Annotated in this window: 17 protein-coding genes; 13 read left to right on the top strand and 4 right to left on the bottom strand. The window is 68.9% G+C overall.

Going from position 1 to position 17,689, the window contains the following annotated elements; genetic code table 11:
* Nucleotides 1-8 precede the first annotated feature (8 nt).
* Complete coding sequence (locus ACIP9H_RS38385) at nt 9-998, bottom strand: aldo/keto reductase (protein ID WP_401592889.1); 990 nt, start codon at nt 996-998, stop codon at nt 9-11.
* A gap of 485 nt (nt 999-1,483) precedes the next feature.
* On the opposite strand from ACIP9H_RS38385, the gene ACIP9H_RS38380 reads away from it, so the two are divergent.
* From ACIP9H_RS38380 to ACIP9H_RS38345, 8 genes are all read left to right on the top strand, one after another.
* Nucleotides 1,484-2,914 (top strand): MFS transporter, encoded by a 1,431-nt coding sequence (locus ACIP9H_RS38380; protein ID WP_401963607.1) that lies wholly within the window; start codon nt 1,484-1,486, stop codon nt 2,912-2,914.
* A 94-nt stretch (nt 2,915-3,008) separates the two neighbouring features.
* Nucleotides 3,009-3,710 (top strand): SDR family oxidoreductase, encoded by a 702-nt coding sequence (locus ACIP9H_RS38375; protein ID WP_401592803.1) that lies wholly within the window; start codon nt 3,009-3,011, stop codon nt 3,708-3,710.
* Between the two features lie 136 nt (nt 3,711-3,846).
* Nucleotides 3,847-4,716: an MBL fold metallo-hydrolase gene (locus ACIP9H_RS38370; RefSeq protein ID WP_401592801.1), complete on the top strand. Its 870-nt coding sequence runs from the start codon at nt 3,847-3,849 to the stop codon at nt 4,714-4,716.
* A complete protein-coding gene (locus tag ACIP9H_RS38365; RefSeq protein ID WP_401592799.1) occupies nt 4,713-5,159 on the top strand; it encodes a lipocalin-like domain-containing protein in 447 nt (148 codons plus the stop codon). The genes ACIP9H_RS38370 and ACIP9H_RS38365 overlap by 4 nt, the downstream gene beginning before the upstream one ends.
* Before the next feature lie 342 nt (nt 5,160-5,501).
* A complete protein-coding gene (locus ACIP9H_RS38360; RefSeq protein ID WP_401592797.1) occupies nt 5,502-6,203 on the top strand; it encodes a winged helix-turn-helix transcriptional regulator in 702 nt (233 codons plus the stop codon).
* 339 nt (nt 6,204-6,542) lie between these two features.
* On the top strand, nt 6,543-6,680 hold the full coding sequence (locus tag ACIP9H_RS38355) for a LuxR C-terminal-related transcriptional regulator (protein WP_401592795.1): 138 nt from the start codon (nt 6,543-6,545) through the stop codon (nt 6,678-6,680).
* A gap of 332 nt (nt 6,681-7,012) precedes the next feature.
* A complete protein-coding gene (locus ACIP9H_RS38350; RefSeq protein WP_401592793.1) occupies nt 7,013-7,690 on the top strand; it encodes an RICIN domain-containing protein in 678 nt (225 codons plus the stop codon).
* A 433-nt stretch (nt 7,691-8,123) separates the two neighbouring features.
* Nucleotides 8,124-8,645, top strand: coding sequence for a hypothetical protein (locus ACIP9H_RS38345; protein WP_401592791.1), 522 nt, complete (start codon nt 8,124-8,126; stop codon nt 8,643-8,645).
* 125 nt (nt 8,646-8,770) lie between these two features.
* Here ACIP9H_RS38345 and ACIP9H_RS38340 read toward each other — a convergent pair whose 3' ends face one another.
* Together ACIP9H_RS38340 and ACIP9H_RS38335 are read right to left on the bottom strand one after the other, a co-directional pair.
* Complete coding sequence (locus ACIP9H_RS38340; protein ID WP_401592789.1) at nt 8,771-10,459, bottom strand: LysE family transporter; 1,689 nt, start codon at nt 10,457-10,459, stop codon at nt 8,771-8,773.
* A 317-nt stretch (nt 10,460-10,776) separates the two neighbouring features.
* Nucleotides 10,777-11,397: a LysE family translocator gene (locus tag ACIP9H_RS38335; protein WP_401963558.1), complete on the bottom strand. Its 621-nt coding sequence runs from the start codon at nt 11,395-11,397 to the stop codon at nt 10,777-10,779.
* 111 nt (nt 11,398-11,508) lie between these two features.
* Here ACIP9H_RS38335 and ACIP9H_RS38330 point away from each other — a divergent pair, with 111 nt between their 5' ends.
* Both ACIP9H_RS38330 and ACIP9H_RS38325 read left to right on the top strand, forming a co-directional pair.
* Entirely contained in the window at nt 11,509-11,961 is a 453-nt protein-coding gene (locus ACIP9H_RS38330; protein ID WP_401592785.1) for an Lrp/AsnC family transcriptional regulator, read from the top strand.
* A 197-nt stretch (nt 11,962-12,158) separates the two neighbouring features.
* Complete coding sequence (locus ACIP9H_RS38325; RefSeq protein WP_401963555.1) at nt 12,159-13,337, top strand: hypothetical protein; 1,179 nt, start codon at nt 12,159-12,161, stop codon at nt 13,335-13,337.
* 343 nt (nt 13,338-13,680) lie between these two features.
* Here the strand turns inward: ACIP9H_RS38325 and ACIP9H_RS38320 are convergent, their stop codons facing one another.
* On the bottom strand, nt 13,681-14,247 hold the full coding sequence (locus ACIP9H_RS38320) for a class I SAM-dependent methyltransferase (RefSeq protein ID WP_401592781.1): 567 nt from the start codon (nt 14,245-14,247) through the stop codon (nt 13,681-13,683).
* Between the two features lie 132 nt (nt 14,248-14,379).
* Between ACIP9H_RS38320 and ACIP9H_RS38315 the strand changes: the two genes are divergently transcribed.
* The 3 genes from ACIP9H_RS38315 (at nt 14,380) to ACIP9H_RS38305 (ending at nt 17,688) form a co-directional block, all read left to right on the top strand.
* Nucleotides 14,380-15,639, top strand: coding sequence for a sensor histidine kinase (locus ACIP9H_RS38315; RefSeq protein ID WP_401592779.1), 1,260 nt, complete (start codon nt 14,380-14,382; stop codon nt 15,637-15,639).
* Nucleotides 15,636-16,346 carry a response regulator gene (locus ACIP9H_RS38310; protein ID WP_401592777.1) on the top strand — a complete coding sequence of 237 codons (711 nt, stop codon included), beginning with the start codon at nt 15,636-15,638 and terminating at the stop codon, nt 16,344-16,346. Before ACIP9H_RS38315 ends, ACIP9H_RS38310 begins: the two co-directional genes overlap by 4 nt.
* Before the next feature lie 400 nt (nt 16,347-16,746).
* Nucleotides 16,747-17,688, top strand: coding sequence for an ABC transporter permease (locus tag ACIP9H_RS38305; RefSeq protein ID WP_401592887.1), 942 nt, complete (start codon nt 16,747-16,749; stop codon nt 17,686-17,688).
* The last annotated feature ends 1 nt before the right edge of the window (nt 17,689 follow it).

The raw sequence follows: 17,689 nt of genomic DNA, 5'->3' as shown, positions 1-17,689 counted from the left end.
GGCATCGCTCATTCCTGGATGGCCTTCATTCCCTCCACGACATACCGCTCACCGGTCACCTCGTCGGCGGCGATCACCTCCTCGAGATTGCCGAGCGTGTCGGCGTCGAGGGTGAGCGCCGCGGCGGCGACGTTCTCCTCCAGGTAGGCGCGACGCTTGGTGCCGGGGATGGCGGTGACGCCCTGGGACAGCACCCACGCCAGGGCCAGTTGCCCCGGCGTGATGTCGAGCTTCTCTGCGATGACGCGCACCCTGTCGGCGAGGGCGAGGTTGTGGGCGAAGTTCTCGTTGCTGAAGCGGGGGGCGGTGCGCCGCCAGTCGTTCTGCGGCAGCCCGTCCAGCGTGCGCAGCCGCCCGGTGAGGAAGCCGCGGCCCAGCGGGGCATAGGCCACGAAGCCGATGCCCAGTTCGCGTGCGGTGTCGAGCACGCCGTTGCTCCGCACCGTCCGGGTGAACAGTGAGTACTCGGTCTGCACGGCCGACAGTGGCGCCACGGCGTGGGCGGCGCGGATCGTCTCGGCGGACGCCTCGCTGATGCCGAGGTAGCGCACCTTGCCCTGGGCGACGAGCTCTCCCAGTGCCCCGAACGTCTCGGCCACGGGCACGTCCGGATCCACGCGGTGCTGGTAGTACAGGTCGATACGGTCCGTGCCCAGCCGGCGCAGGGAGCCCTCCACCGCGCGCCGCAGGTACTCCGGCCGGCCGTTCGGGCCGCCGACGACCTTCCCGGAATCGTCGAGGGTCAGCCCGCCGAACTTCGTCGCCAGCAGCACTCGGTCCCGCTGGGGCGCCACCGTGCGCCCGAGCAGTTCCTCACCGGTGAACGGACCGTAGATATCGGCGGTGTCGAAAAGGGTCACCCCGAGCTCGATCGCCCGGTGGATCGTCTCCGCCGACCCGGCGTCGTCCGGGGTGCCGTACATGGCGGTCATCCCCATGGTGCCCAGGCCTTCGACCGACGCCGCCAGTCCCTGGCTGCCGAGCGCGTGCGTCCTGATGCTCATACGTGTCTCCCTCCAGGCGGTCGCCGCTGTTCGGCGGCCGCCCGGCCAGCTTCCACCCGCACGGACTGGCTTCCAGCGTCCGGTTCAGACCCGTCTTCCCAGGACGACACTACGTCCGGTCCCGTGCAGGGCCTGGCGCGTGCCGGCCGGCCTGCTCGTCTTCGCGGTCGGCCGTCCCTCTCCCATGTGCGGCCTTCTGACGTGCCTGGCCTGGCGTGCGGAGCGGTCACCGTCATCACACGACGGCGCGCATGAAGGTCAAGGACCCTTTCATCGCGAAGTGAGCGCGTGCGCCGGCCTCGCATTGGCCGGTCAAGTGGGTGCTTCATGCGTGACGCGCGCTGAGTGAGCGACGCCCGAATCGAGGATCTCAGCCGGTCGCGGCTCCGTTCGGGTGCCGACGTTCGCCGTGGACGCACTTCACTTCATTAAATGAAGTGCCGTTGCAAATATGAAGTTGCGTACGTAGGGTGTGGGACATGGCGCACATACAAAGCACAGCCCCTGGACCACTCCGGCTCCCGCCGGCCACCTCCGCGACCTCGCGCCCGAAGGTGATCCTCGGGGTGTTGTCGCTGGCGGGTTTCATGGCGAACCTGGACGTCTTCATCGTCAACGTGGCCTTCGACAAAATCGCCGAGAGCTTCCACGGCGCGTCGACCAGCGACGTCAGCTGGGTGCTGAACGCCTACGCGATCATCTTCGCGGCCCTGCTGATCCCCCTGGGCCGGCTGGCCGACAAGATCGGCCGCAAGAAGATGTTCCAGGCCGGCATGGGTGTTTTCACTCTTGCCAGCGTGCTGTGCGCGATCGCCCCGGGCCTGTGGTGGCTGGTGGTCTTCCGCGCTGTGCAGGCCGCCGGCGCCGCGGCCCTGACCCCGACGTCGCTGGGGCTGCTGCTCGCGGCGGTGCCGGGCGAGAGGCGCCTGCACTACGTGCGCATCTGGTCAGCTGTCGCGGCCATCGCCGCTGCGGCGGGCCCGGTTCTCGGCGGCCTGCTGGTCACCGCCGACTGGCGCTGGATCTTCGTGCTCAACGTGCCGATCGGCATCTTCGCGGCCTTGGCCGCGCAGCGCGCCGTCCCGGACTCGCGCGACACGAAGGTCACCAAGCTGCCGGACATGATCGGCGCCGGGCTGCTGACCTTCGGCGTGGGGGCGTTGGCCCTGGCGATCGTCAAAGGCGGCGGCTGGGGTTGGGCCAGCGGCAGCACCATCGCCGGCTTCGTCGCGGCCGCCGTGCTGCTGGCCGGATTCGTCTGGCGAGCCGAACACCACCCGGTCCCGGTGGTCGACCCGCACCTGTACCGCGTACGCAGCTTCGCCTCCGCCAACCTGGCGATGATCGCCTTCGGGCTGGGCATGTCCGCCTATCTGCTGGTGATCGTCCTGTGGATGCAGAACGTCTGGCAGTGGTCGGTGATCGCGACCGGCTTCGCCGTCGCCCCGGCGCCGGCCATGGTCCCGATCGTCACGATCCTCGCTCAGCGGCTGGCCAAGAGGATTCCCGGCGGGCTGCTGTCCGCAATCGGCTGCGCCGTGTTCGCCGCAGGCACCATCCTCCTGCTGACGTCAATCGGTCCTCGGGGCGCCGATTACGCCATTGCTGTGCTCCCCGGCCATTTGCTGGTAGGCGTCGGCATCGGCTTGGCGTTGCCGACGATTCTGTCTTCCGCGACGCACAACCTGCCGCCCGAGCGCGCCTCCACCGGAAGCGCAGTGATCAACATGACACGCCAGCTCGGATTCGTCCTCGGCGTCTCGATCATCGTCGCCACCCTGGGCAACCCGGCGTCCTACCACGCGGCCCACACCGTGTTCGCGCACGCCTGGTGGACCATCGCCGCCGTCGAACTCGCGGCCGCCCTCGGCTGTCTGGGCATGCTCGACCGCCGTGGAACCGCCCAATGAACGCACATCACGCACGTCACGGGCCCTCCGGCCCAGAAACCATTACTGAAAGCCAAACGGGTCTACAGAGACCAGAAGGCACAGAGGCGAAATCATGATGGAACTCAAGGATGCAACCGTCTTCATCACCGGAGCCAACGGCGGACTCGGCACCCAGTTGGTCGAGGCGGCGCTGACGCGCGGGGCACAGCGCGTGTACGCAGGCGCGCGCAGCCCCAAGCCCTGGGGTGACGGGCGAGTCGTGCCGGTGAAGGTGGACCTGGCCGACGCTGCCTCCATCGACGAGGCCGTCCAGCAGACCGGCGACACCACCGTCCTGGTCAACAATGCCGCGATCTTCCCTCGCAGCGACCTGCTGACCGGATCCTTCACGGAGCTGGAGTCGGTCGTCCAGACCAACCTCCTCGGCCCGATTCACCTCACCCGCTCGCTCGCCCCGTCGCTGGTGGCGGCCAAGGGTGCCCTGATCAACATCAACTCGGTTTTGAGCTGGTTCGCCGTCGGGAAGGCTCACAGTGTGTCCAAGGCCGGACTGTGGATGGCGACCAACGCTTTCCGCCTGGAGCTGGCCCCCCAGGGTGTGCACGTTCTCGGTGTCTACCCCGGCCCGATGGACACCCCGATGCAGTCCGGCGAGGACCGCACCGGCATGACCGATCCGGCCGACATCGCCGGCGCCGTCTACGACGCGCTCGGAGCCGGTGAGTACGAGCTGCTCACCGATGAGACCGCCGGCAAGGTCCACGGCGCCCTGGCGGCGCCGGTCACCGCCCTCTACCCGAGTCTTGCCAAGTAGCGGGCAAAAGGCCCGGATCGGCCTCGCGCACCCGGCGTGGCCTGGGCCGGGCCCAGGCCACGCCGGGCACGGGGCCGGCACCACCCGCCGCAGGCCTGCGGGGCTGATCACCGCGAACGGAAGGAAGGTGCGGACCATGCCCGAGATGCGCTCTTCGAAAAAGCTGGACTTCAACGTCTTCAATGCGCCCCGCAGAGCTGCCGTCGGCGAGCGGCCGTTCGAGATCGGCCCGCCGTTCGGCTGGGACCCGACCACGGCCACGCTCATCTACGGTGAGCACGACGCCGTGCTGGTCGACGCGCTCACCACGGTGGCCGAAGCCGAGTCCCTGGCGAGCTGGATCGCTCTGCACGAAAAGAATCTCACCACGATCTACATCACACACGGACACCCCGATCATTTCTTCGGGCTCTCGGTCCTGCTCGAACGCTTCCCCGACGCCAAGGCGATCGCCACCCCCGGCACGATGGAGCTCATTGCCCAGACCCCGCCGGAGCTCATCGACTTCGGCCGCCACATCTGGCCCGGTCTGCCGGCAACCCTGACCCTGCCCGAGCTGTACGACGCGCACACCTTCACGCTTGAGGGCGAGGAGCTTCGCATCATCGAGCAGGGCCGCACCGACGGACTGCACACCACCTCGCTGCACGTGCCCTCCATCGACCTGGTCGTCGGTGGTGACGTGCTGTACAACCAGTGCCACATGTTCGTCGGCGAGACGACGCCGGCGAGCCGGGAAAACTGGATCGCCGCGCTGGACCGGCTGGCCGCGCTCGCCCCGAAGTTCGCGGTAGCCGGGCACAAGAAGACCGGCGCCCCCGACACGCCAGAGTGCATCGAGGACTCCAAGCGCTATCTGCGCGACTTCGGCCGGCTGAAGGAATCCACCTCCTCGGAACAGGAACTGTTCGAGCACATGGACGCGCTCTATCCGCACTGGGACAGTCACCAGTCCTGGCTGATGTTCGGACTGCCCCTCAAGACGATCCCGGAAGGAGCCACATGACGCTCACAGACCAGGTCGTCGGCACATGGCAACTGGTGTCGTTCACCGCCGAAAACACCGAACACCCCGGGATCACATACCCGTTCGGACCGGATGCCACCGGAATCATCATGTACACCGCTGACGGCTACATGTCGGCTCAGATCATGCGGCAGGGCCGCAGCGACTACGACCCCCTCGACCGCGACGGTGGCAACCGCGAGCAGGCGGCCGCCGCGGCCGGCTACCTCGCATACAGCGGCCCGTACTCCGTGGACGAGACGACGCGGACATTGCACCACGAGGTCGAAGTGTCGCTCCTGCCGACCTGGCAGAACACCGTTCTCATCCGCCAGGCCACGCTCGAGGGCAATCAGCTGACCCTGGCCGCGGAGGACACCCTCCCCAGCGGGACGCTCCGCTCCACCATCGTCTGGAAACGAGCCGCGCCGCCGCTTGCATAGCCGACCACGGGCAAAGGACCCACCGCCCCTGCTTGCCCCCTGCGCTCGAGCCCCCGCAGCGGTCTCGCCGTCGTGGCGTTCCGCTCGGCGCCACCGCTGCCCGGGGTGACGCCTTCGGCGGAGGCCAGCAGGGCGTCGAAGGTGCTGTCGATCATCGTCGTGACGGCTTCGTCGACCTCGGACGTCTTCCTGTTCTCCCGCCACTCCCTTCGGCCGGAGGTCACCTGGCGACAAGGCACCTTCGACTTCCCGACAACACATCCAGATCAAAACTCTACTTTTGCAAGTTCAGATCGATAAAAGCTATCCGAAGTGACAATGCAAGTCTGCTATAATTTGAGCATGAAACGTCGCGCTTTCGGCCAGTACTGCGGCCTCGCCCGCGCCCTGGAGCTCGTGGGTGAACGGTGGGCGCTGCTGATCATTCGCGATCTCACAGTGCGACCGCAGCGCTACACCGACCTCGTCGACGGGCTGCCCGGCATCCCCAGCAACGTGCTCTCCACCCGCCTGAAGGAAATGGAAGAGGCGGGCATCGTGGAGCGCCGCATCGCACCTGCGCCGCAACGCGGGGTCATCTACGCCCTGACGTCCGCCGGACATGATCTCGAACCGGCCGTCAGTGCTCTCGGCCGCTGGGGAACCGTCCAGCTGGGAGAGCCCAAGCCCGGGGAGATCGTCACTCCCTCATCCGTGGTCATGGCGCTCCGAGCGGCCTTCCGCCCCGACGCGGCGGCCGGACTGACCGCGTCCTGGGAGCTCCATGCCGACGACATGGTCATCTACACCGCCGTAACGGACGGGCACCTCACGGCTGGCATCGGGGCCGCCCCGGACAAGGCCGACCTCGTTGTCACGTTCGAACTGGACGGGCTGCCCTCCTATCTGGCGCTCATGCAGGCCGCCAAATGCGGGCTGGTCACGTTGGAAGGACCGCGCAGGTTCCTGGACGACTTCATCCGCGTGTTCGCTCCTGCCAAGGTGGCGCTGTCAGAATCGCGCCCCGAAGAGCCCGGGCCTATGAGGCCCGCTCTTGATGCCTGAAGGTTGACGTAAGCCCCGCATTCACGGGGCCGGCCGCCTTCTTCGGGCGGCTGGCGACGCAGCCACTGCTTGCGGCAGGGTCTCGTCAGTCCAAGGCACCTGCGCCGGGCCTCAGCGGCGACCGGCGCAGGCATTTTGGATGTCCGGGCCGTGGCAGTACCCAGGATCCGTGAGGCCGAGGATTTTGTGATTCTGTGCGCGAGGCCCGCTTCCTGGAGACGGTGACCGCTCGGCAGCAGACCCGTCAGAGCGAGCAGGGTGCCCGAGGACGGTCTCGGCACCGACGTCCGCCGGCGCCGGGGTCCGGGTGTCGAGCGTGTACGCACTCAGGGCACGTAGGTGAAGCCCGCGATTGAGGTGTCACCCCGAGAGACCGAGGCCGCCGAACCGGTCGCCAGGGGCGTGACGAACCGCGGCATCGCCGGCGCCCTGTTCATCTCCGAACGAACCGGTCCACCGTCCTCCCACCAAACCTGAGCCACACGGGTCCCGGCGCCGGCGCCGGCCTCGGCAATACGTAGTGCGATAAGTCATCCGGCGGACGCCCGGACCCCGCGACGGCCCGAAGAATCCTCTTCGACATACCACCCTGCGGGGCGCCCTCCGGCGGCTTTGACGGCGGTGCGAGCCTCGCAGTCACCGATCGCAGGAGGAGCACCACTGTGAAGACCCTTTGCCGCCGGGCCACTGCGCTCGGATCCGGGCGGCGTCCGACGGGAGGAGGCGGCGGCGACACCGGGGAATGAGGTCGCTCGCGCTCCGTCCCGCTCCGGCGAACGCCGGGTACTCGAACCATGGAGGAGAACACCATGTCGATACCCCACGCCTTACGGGACGACAGTCCCGGCAAGACCACCGCATCGGCCGCACCATCGATGCCGACCGGGCGCAGACGTTCCCGACTCACTCCGGCGGCCCTGGCAGCGGCCGTGGTGTTCGCCGTCTTCGCGGCGCTCGCCCCCACGCCCGCTCAGGCGGCGGAACCCACCCGCTACGAGCTCGTGAACTCCCGCACGGGGCTGCGCGCTGACGTCATAGGGGCTTCGGCCGATCCGTTCACCGGCGCCTTCCTGTGGCCGGACAACGCCAGCGCCTCCCAGGAGTACGAGCTGCTCGACAGTGGAAGCGGGTACTTCCGGATCAAGGCACGGCACTCCGGGCAATGCCTCATGCTCGACTGGCGTTCGGGGTCCTACGTGAACGGCACTCGCGTCATCCAGTACCCGTACTGCGACGCCGGCTACGCGCCGGGCGAATGGACCATCGCCTGGGCGAAGCCGAGCTGCACGGGCCAGTGCTTCCCCTCGGTCATGCTCCTGAAGAACCGGGCCACCGGTAGGTGCCTGGACGCGGAGGGTCCGTCCGGCACGCCCGGCCAGCAGGCCCTGTTGCAGCAGTGGGACTGCATCTCCAGAGACGACCACTGGAACACGGCGAACCAGAGCTGGGGCCTCAATCAGCTCAACAATTTCCCCGTCATCCACTGAACGGCGCACCCCCTGACGTGAACCTGTGTGTCCTCCACGGCCCTCACAACGGCCGTGGAGGACCCGGTTTCTGTCCCGCAGCCACTCTCAACTCACCCCCCAAAAATCCGCTACGCGCTCACGAGCGGGGCGGAAATCGCGCGCCTGCAGGGGTGAGCGCGCAGGCGGTGCCGGGCCGGAACCTGCACCAGCGGTCCGGCAATGTCGGCGCGCTCCGCCGCGGTGACAGCGCGGTGACAGTTCCTGGACGTACCTGGCATGCACACCCGCAACTGCGCTGAGCGCAAGGAACGTCCTTGAGTTTGTCCCAGGAATCCGAGGGGGGTACCGGGGGCGCCACGCGAAGTCACCCTGCCGCTCCGGTGATCGCCGTGACGCGCCTGGCGACACCGCAATTTTCATTCCGTTGCACCCGAATACGAAAGGATGGACCGTGAAGGCCTTCAAAAGGATTGCGCACACGGCGATTCTCGTCACCGTGCTGGCTGTGGTCACAGCGTGCGGAAGCGGCAACTCGGCTGTTTCCGGCCCGGCGGATCATCCGAGTTCGGTGAGTCTTCCCACCATGGACGCCGGCGGGGAGGACCCCGGTGGCAACGAGAGCTGCAAGTACCTCACTCGAGAGGAGGTCGCTGCGGCGATCGGCCCGAATGACGGTGGCAAGCAGGACTACGTGTTCGGTGGTTGCGTCTGGTCGGCCTCAAGCACCAAGGACGGCTTCAGAGAGGCAATTTTCGCGGCGGTGCTTCCCAAGGCCCAGTATGAGAGCGTGGCTGAGATCGGGGATCCGGTGAGCGGATTCGGCGAGGGCGCCACGTACGCCACGATGCACGGCGAACTGTGGTTCCCCTGCCGTGAAGGGGACTTCTGTGGGATCAAGGCCCACACCGCGAGCTCGGACGACCGCGAGCAGATCGCACGGCGACTGGCCACAGCCATGCGGGGCCGTCTCTAGACAGTCGTGCTGTCCTCTTGGCCCGCGTTCCGCCGTCGTCGGTCAGGGCGGTGCGGCCGCCCGGCTGTTCAGCCACCAGGTTGTGCCCGGTTCGTGTGGAGAACCGGAGCGAAGCCTGCCCGACGTCACCGGCCTCCCCGCTCACGGCCGTGCGAGGAGTGGTGCTCATCGGGTGCCGCCTCCTCTGGGACAGCCTGCCGTCGCTTGTGATCGCTGAAGCCTGCTCGTCGGCGGTGGCGGTCGAGGGAGGCAAGGGCTACACCCGTGACGCCCAGAAGCGTGCCGACGAGTTCCTGCCAAGGAAATCCGCTGGTGAGCGAGGCGGGCCAGATCAGGTCGATGGCCAGCGCACCGAGCAGTTGCCCGGCGATCAGCCCGAGGGAAGTCAGCAGCACGCCGAGGTGTTTGGCGAGGTAGGCGGACTGGCCGACGATGAGCACGCCGAGCGGGCCGCCCAGATACAGCCACGGGTCCGCAGGGGGCGTCGACCAGCCGCCGTCCGCAATGCTCCGGACGGTGACGGGGATGGCCAGGACGAGAACGCCGACGATGAAGTTGATGAGGGTCGCGGGCACGAAGTTGCCGTAGTGGGCGGTCTGGAGGCCGTTCATGACCGTCTGCACGCCGTTGGCCAGCCCCGCGGTGAAGGGCAGCAGGAGCAGCAGCATGGTGCCAGTCGAGCCGGTGCCCGTACCGCCGGGGGCAACGCTGAGGACAACGGCGGCGACGATCACCACCGAGCCCGTGGCGCGTGGCCAGGTGATGTGCCGTCGGCCTGCCGGTCCGATGCCCCACAGGTCGACGCCGATCCCGCCGAGGGTCTGCCCGGCCACGAACGCAATGGTGAACAAGGCGATTCCGGTCACCCCGGCCACCACGCCCTGGGTGAAGATGAAGTAGGCGGCTGGTACGCCTGCCAGCAGCGCCCACCTGGGGAAGGCTGCTCGACGGCGCACTGCGTCCGGGATGCGTGCCACACAGCGGCGCGTCGAGGGGGCGGCCAGGGCGATCACGGCAACGAGCAACAAGCCTGCGATCGAGGCAAGGAGCGCGGCTTGTGGCCCGTCCTTCAGCCGCACCCCGAGGGCCCCGGTGATGCGTCCCTGCGCCGGCAGCAGCATTCCGACGGCAAGAGCGGCCAGGAGGTGTACGGGCCTGATGCCCGCAGGTGAGTCGGCAGGTCGTAGTGCGGCAGGGGGCGGTGTCGTGCGTTGGCCTTTGTCTGTGAGGCGGGCTCGGCATGCCGTACGGGGTGGCTGTCGTCGTGGGGATCCGACGAGGATGGTCGTGGCAACCGCGACTTTTACAGCGATCTGGGCGGCGCGGTCGCGGGCGCCCAGGACACGGCCGGCAGCTCGGCCGAGGGGGAAGTGGAGTCGGGCGCGGACGCCGGCCAACGCGTGGTGGGTTGGGTGAACTGCGGCAGGAAGATCAGCAGGCCTTTGAGGGTCAGGGCGCTGAACCTGATGCGCCGGGCCGGGGAGATGTCGTGCGGAGGCCGCTGGGCTGCTGCCGGCATGGGTGGATCCCGGTTCGGCTGGGGCGGTGAGGACGCGGACGCCGGTGTATACCAGGTAGGCGGCGCCGCCCACGGTGAGTGCGCTGAACGCCAGGGAGTTGGCGGTGACCAGGAGGCCAAGGCCGGGAACCACGAGCGTGGTGATCAGGGCGTAGCCGATGGCGATGCCGCCGACCACGGGCAGGACGACGCGGTCGTGGGCGCCGGCCGCCGGAACACACGCCCAGCCAGGGCTGGACACCGCGATCAGGGTGAAGGCGATCGCCGCGCAGGCGATCACTGCGGACAGTTCCATGGGGGCAGTTCTTTCCTCGGGGTGGTCAGGGGGCGGGACCGGTGACGCGGATCCGGGTCCGATGTTCGGTGGCGACGGGCGTGCGCTCACGGCCGCCTGAACGCCGCGCCTCCGGCCGGCACACGGTCAAGGTCCGTCCGGGACATCAGGACGCCGTCGATGGCCTCGATGCGGTCGCCGACGGCGGACGCGATCGGATTGGTCTTGAGTTCGAAGGTGAAGGGACTTCACCGTCCTCTCCGCACAGGGCCAGGGCCGCGTCGCTTGCCTGCTCCGGCTGGATCAGGGTGTTCTCGGGTTGTCCTCTTTCGGGCGGGTCAAGCGGCCACGCGTTCGGCGAGCAGGAAGAGGCCGATGAGGATCATCAGGGCGCCGGAGGCGCGGGTGACCGCCCGGGCCGCGGAGGGTCGGGTCTTGAGCACCGTGCGGGCCAGGACGGCGACGGTGAGGTAAACGGCTGCGCAGGCGGTCATGTGCAGGGTGCCGAACAGGCCGGTCTGCGCGGCCACCGGCCAGCCGGCGCCGGTGGTGTCGATGAACTGCGGGAACAGCGAGAAGTACAGCAGCAGTGCCTTCGGGTTCAGGCCGCTGATTCCGGCACCCTTGAGCATCATCCGCATCCGCGAGGTGCCGGCCGTCTCTTCGGTGGTCATCGGCACGGTGGGCCGGCGCAGTACATTCCAGCCCAGCCACACCAGGTAGCCGGCACCGGCGACGGTCAATGCGGTGAGAGCGGTCGGCGAATCGGCCACGATCACGGCCAGGCCTGCGACGGCCAGGAGCGTGTAGCCCGCGTATCCGGCGATCAGCCCGCCCACCGCGGGGAGTATCGCGCGTTCGTGCAGGCCTGCCGAGATCGCGAAGGCCCAGTCCGCGCCGGGGGTGAGCACGAGCAGTAGATCCACCGCCAGAAAGGCCACCAGCGTGGTCGTGTCCATGGGATCTGCCCTCTTCCCTAGTTCATTACGTGAAGAAGGCTAGGCCGAATTCGCCCGAAAGGGTTCCTTTATTTACCCCGCAATCCCGGATCCTGAGGGAAAATATTCTCCATGGATGCCATGGACCGGAAGATTCTTGCCGAGCTGCAGCAGGACGGCCGTCTCACGATCACCGAACTCGCCGCCCGCGTACAGCTGAGCGTCTCGCCGTGCCACCGCCGGCTGCGCGACCTCGAACGTGCGGGCGCGATCCGCGGCTACCGCGCCACCGTGGACCCGGCCGCCGTCGGGCTGAACTTCGAGACCCTCGTCTTCGCCACCCTGCGCTGGGAGGACGCCAACACCGTCACCGCCTTCGAAGAGGCGGTCACCGCCATCCCCAACGTCCTGCAGGCCCAGCGCCTGTTCGGCGAACCCGACTACCTCCTCCGGGTCGCCGCCGCGGACATCGCCGCATACCAGCGCCTCTACGACGAACAGCTCGTCCGCCTGCCCGGCGTTCAGCGGCTGACCTCCACCCTCGTGATGAAAAACGTCATCGCCGACCGTCCTCTGCCCGCGTAGCCCCCGCGCAGCCGGACATACGTTTGGCGGCCACCGCGTCACCGTTTTGACCGGCGCCACAGAGGGCTCCTTATGCCAGGTGTGTGCGATTGGCTGCGCGGTCATGCTGCGGTCAAGGTTGAGTCAACTCGGCCTTGTAGGACTGAGGCGGACAGGGCGGAGCGAGTCGCTCCGCCGGCGCAAGACATGGAGTCGTCGTGGGAAGTTTCACCAGAAGGACCTTCGTTTCCGGGCTCGCCTTCGTGGGCGCGGCCGTGGCAGTGGTTCCTGCGGGGGCCGCGCACGCGGACACCGCACCCGCGGTGGCGTCCGCGCAGACGGCGCAAACGTGGGAGCTCATCGGCAAGGACGTGTTCACCGGTAACGCCGGGAGCTCGCGCATGCAGGGCGTCACCACCGACGGCACTCACTGGTACTTCTCCAGCAGCAACGAGCTGGAGATCACCGACCTGCGCTACAACACCATCCTCAAGACCTCGCCGGCTATCGCCCCCGAGCTGTTCAATCCCTCGCCGTTCGCCTACAAGGGCCTGAACCACATCGGCGACATCGACTACTCCGACGGCAAGCTCTACATCTCGCTCGACACCAGCACGCGCGACGCGGTGACCGGCGGCCGTTACGACACACCCGTCTTCGCCACCTACAACGCCGCCGGCCTGAGCTTCACCGGCGAGGCCGCGCCCCTGAGCCCGCCGCACGGAGTCCAGGACATCGCCAGCTGGGTGGCCGTCGACACGAGCAAGGGCCTCGCCTACGGCATGGCCTACAACAAGGCGACGGAGATCGCCGTCTACAACCTGAAGGACTGGAGCTTCAACCGCTACATCCCGCTGTCGCAGTCGGTCGACCAGGCCCAGGGCGGCAAGATCCACGACGGCTGGATGTACTTCGCCTCGAACGACGCGGGCAAGAACATCTCCCGCGCCAACCTGACGACCGGCGAGGTCCAGAACCTTTTCACCCTCAAGACCCCCTACCCGCAGGAGGTCGAGGGCCTGTCGTTCCTGAAGACGCCGCAGGGCACGACCCTCAACATCCTCAACCGCGAGCAGCCCGACCCGAACGCCGACGGCAACGTCACCTTCTACCACTTCCTCCTGAAGGAGCCGGGCACGCCGACCATCGTCGGCTCGCCGAAGGTCGGCGGTTTCGTGACGGCCGACGCCGGCGAGTGGACCCCGTCCGCCACGTTCGGGTACCAGTGGCTCGTGAACGGCAAGCCGGTCAAGGGCGCGACCGACGCGCGGTTCCACCTGCTGGGCAAGTACCTGCACGACAAGGTGACCGTCCAGGTGACCGGCACGTGGACCGACGGGACGTCGCGCACGGTGGAGTCGGCGCCGCTGACGGTCGCGACCGGCTCCCAGGCCTGACGGTGACGGCAGCGAGGTAGCCACAGCCTCGTCGCAGTGACACGCAGGGCTCATCGCCCGGCGTGTCACTGCGTCGAAGCCGGGATGGTCGGCGCTCCGGCCAGGCCGGTGCCAACCAGGCGCGACGTGCTGTTCGGCCAAGGCCCGCGGCCCGACGTCGGGCGATGGGCATACGGCGCGTACCGCGCCGGCCGAACCGTCGTGCCCGGTCTGCTGAGCGTTTCCGGCTGGCCGACTCGCGCCAAGCCGAAGCCGGCCTTCCGCAAGGGAGGCCGGCACCGCAACGGGACCAGGGCAGGGTGCTGTCCCGTCGCGGCCGTCACGCTCACGGTCCTGCTCACGATCACCGCTTCCGGGTCGCCCGGTGCACGAAAGCAGGCGGAAGGTTCGGCCAGACCACCGTCGAGCGCTCCAGCCGGTCGAAACGGTGTGCCAGTTCGGCGGCGAAGTGACGGGCCGGCGGGGTCCAGGCCGCGTGCAGATACGCGAAGGTGGTGAACCGGCCGCCAGGTACGAGGACTTCGGTCACGGCGTCCAGGATGTGCGCGCGGCGTTCGCGCGGCATGACCGTCCACGGCAGCCCGGACACCACCGCATCGACCGGCTCGTCCACCGCGGCGGCCAGCTCGGCCGCCGATCCTCGTACCACGGTCAGCCGCGGGTCCCGCCGACCGGCCGCCAGCCGGGCCGCGAGCACGGGGTTGAGCTCGACCGCGACCAGTCGTGCGTCGGGCGCGAGCCGGGCGAGGATCGCATCGGTGAACACCCCCGTTCCCGGGCCGAGCTCCACAACGAGGCCGGCCCTCTCCAGACCGATGCCTTCGGTCATCGCGCACGCCAGCCGCCGGGAACTGGCGGATACCGCGCCGGTCATGAGGGGCCGTCTGAGGAACTCGGTGGTGATCGACATGACGGACATGCTGAAAGCGTCCCGAGGAGCCGCACATCGTGTTCCCGGCCGGTGCGTGTACGACCACGGGAGGACCCCGAGGCGCCCCGGAGGACGATGCGGCGCGGCGGGCCCCGACCGTAGCGTGAGGTGGTGCACTGGCTGATCGAGACCCTGCCCCGCCTGCGGCGCGGCCACCCGTGGCTGGCGGACCTGCTGCTGGTCGTGGTGGTGGCCATGCCCCCGGTGATCCACGCGCAGCCGGGCTGGCGGCCGGTCTGGGTGCAGACGGGCGTCTACATGGCCCTGGTGCTGCCCCTGCTGGCGCGCCGACGTCGGCCGGTGCTCGTCGCGGCCCTGGTGACGGCGGGGTTCTGGGCGCAGAACCTCGGACAGGTGTGGGGACAGGAATCGGGACGCGGCGCCGTCGCCCTGGCCGCGGTCCTGGCCACGCTCACGGTGCGTGGCCTGCGCCGGTCCGCGGCGACGGTGGTCTGTGCCACCGTCCTCGTACTGCTGTGGATTCCCGCATGGCAGCGGGAGCCGGCGGGCACGGGCGCTCGTGCTGCCTGGCTCACCCCGCTCACGGTGGGCCTTCTGCTGGGCGGTGCATGGGTGTTCGGCGAATACGTCCGTGCCCGGCGGGCCTACGTCGCCGAGTTCGAGCGGAGGGCCGCGCTGGCCGAGTCGGAGCGCCTCGCCCTGGCCCAGGTCGCCGTCGCCGAGGAGCGGGCACGCATCGCCCGCGAGATCCACGACGTACTCGCGCACAGTATGAGCGTGATGGTGTTGAACGCCGAGGGCGGCAGGCTGATGCGCCATGTCGACCCCACTGTCGTGGACCGCACCCTCGGCGTCATCAGCACGACCGGCCGTGAGGCCCTGGGTGAACTGCGGCGGCTGCTGGAGGTGCTGCGCACGCCCGGCGCCGACGCCTCGGCCGACGGCTGCGATCCGGGTGGGGCCGCCGCGTCCCTCCCGGCGGATCTGCGGCGACTGGTCGGACGCCTCAGCGCGAGCGGCAGGCACGCGGTCCTGGAACTCCACGGGGACGGATCCGGCCTTCCCGCGGATCTCACCGTGCAGACGCACCGCATCGTGCAGGAGGCGCTCACCAACGTCGTCAAGCACGCGCCGCCGGACGCCTCGATCCACGTACGGGTCGACACCGGTACCCAGGGGCCCGGGCGCCTGGTCCGGGTCCGGGTGGAGAACTCGGCAGGAACCGGAAGGGCAACCGCCGCCGAACGCCCCGCCCCGCTGCTCTCCTCCGGTCGCGGGCTGGCCGGCATGCGCGAACGCACCGCGCTGTACGGCGGAAGTGTGACCGCCGGGCCCACTCCCGACGGCGGCTACAAGGTCGCCGCCACCCTGCGCCCCACGCAGCCCCAACTCACTGCGGAGACCGCATGACCGGCCCGACCCCGACCCCGGCTCCCCCGCCGCCGCCGTCCCGTGTGCTGATCTGCGACGACCAGGAGCTGATCCGGATGGGGCTGCGGATGGTCGTCGACAGCCAGCCCGATCTGACCGTCGTGGGCGAAGCCGCCGACGGCGACGCGGCGATCGCCGGCGTGGCCGCCCTGGAGCCGGACCTCGTCCTGATGGACGTCCGCATGCCCGGTCTCGACGGGCTCACCGCGACGGAGCATCTCTGCGCCCAGCCCCAAGGCCCCCGGATCCTCGTCGTCACCACCTTCGACCTGGACGAGTACGCCTATGCCGCCCTGCGTGCCGGCGCGAGCGGCTTCCTCGTCAAGGACGCCCCCGCCGAGGAAATCCTGGTGACCGTCCGTGCGGTGCTGCGCGGAGAGGTCATGGTGGCGCCCTCGCTGACCCGGCGCCTGGTGGAACGCTTCGTCCTGCAAGCCCCCGCGTCCGCGCCCGCCCAGCGCGGCCGTCTGTCGGCTCTCACCGAACGGGAACGAGAAGTCCTCTCCCTGGCCGCCCGGGGACTCGCCAACGGCGAGATCGCGGACAGCCTCTTCATCGGGGAGACCACCGTCAAGACCCACCTCGGCCGCATCCTGACCAAACTCGGCCTCCGTGACCGGATCCACGCGGTGATCTTCGCCTACGAGAGCGGTCTGGTACGGGTCGGGGACGAGTCCGTGCACTGAGGAGTGCGACGGCCGTCGAAGGCGACGTCGAAGGCCTGAAGTACGGCTTGTCCGGCATCCGGACGCGGCCGGGTGCAGAGCCACTGCCGCGGGCGGCCCGTTCGTGACGTCGGCGTTGCATTCGTATGGCGGACGACTGTGAAGTCTGGTGGCGGACGCGATCACGACTCCAGACTCTTGTGTTGTCGGTCCCCGATCAGGAAACGACAGGCCCGGACACCAGCGCACCGTCGCAGCGGACCGAGTACGCGCACTTCACCATGTCAGAAAGCAGCGCCAGCATGCCCAGAACCGGCACACCCCCGCCGGACCCCCACACCGTCGCCGGCACGTCCCACATCCGGAGGGAGGCACACTCGTGCTCCGTCACCTGATCAGCAAGGCCGCCGGATGGCTCGCCATGATCGTGGTCGCCACGAACGTGACGTATGTGCTGGCCGCGTGGTTCCTCGACCCGAGGTCCAACTACCGGGGACTGCGCCCGGTCCGGACGGAGGAGCAGATCGACCGCGCTCTGGCGCCGTACGGCCTGGATCCGCGGGTCCCGCTGGCGGATCGGTGGTGGCACTGGTTCAGCGACGTGGTTCTGCATTTCGACTGGGGAAAGTCACCGGTCGGTGTGTCGGTGAACTCGGAGATCGGTTTCCGGGCCGTGGTCAGCGGCCAGTTGGTCACTGCCGCGACGCTCCTGTCCGTGGTCCTGGGTGTGGCGCTCAGTGTGTTCAGCGCGTCCCGGCAGTACGGCTGGTGGGACCGGATCACCCAGTTCGCCTCCGTGTTCCTGTTCAACGTCCCGGCGGCGGTCGCGGCACTGGCGGTGGTCCTGGCCGGGATCTGGCTGAACCAGCACCTCGGGTGGCGCTTCCTGTACGTCGCCGGGGAGAAGTCCCCGACTGTCAAAGGGTTGTGGCCGACGGTCACGGACCGGTTCCAGCACCTGATCCTGCCGACAGCGAGCCTGACCCTGCTGGGCTACGTCGGCTACCACCTGACCCAGCGTTCGCTGCTGCTGGACAGCGTGAACGCGGACTTCGTACGCACCGCGCGCGCCACCGGCCTGACGCGTGCCCAGGCGATCCGGCGGCACGCACTTCGCGCCTCGCTCATCCCGACGGCCACGTCGGTGGCGTTCGGCATCCCGGCGATCTTCACCGGCGCGGTGATCACCGAGACCGTCTTCGGGTGGAACGGCATGGGCCAGTACTTCATCCAGACACTCGCCAAGAACGACGTGCACGGCGCCGTCGCCGTGGCGGCCTTCGGCGCCGCGATGACCGCGGTCGGGGCGATCCTGGCCGATGTCGCGGTCGTCCTCCTCGACCCGCGGGTACGGGTGAGCTGAG

The sequence above is a fragment of the Streptomyces sp. NPDC088732 genome (assembly GCF_044751205.1).
Classification (GTDB): Bacteria; Actinomycetota; Actinomycetes; order Streptomycetales; family Streptomycetaceae; genus Actinacidiphila.
The sequence above is the reverse complement of the archived record's forward strand: the minus strand, read 5'-3'. Positions and strand labels throughout refer to the sequence as shown.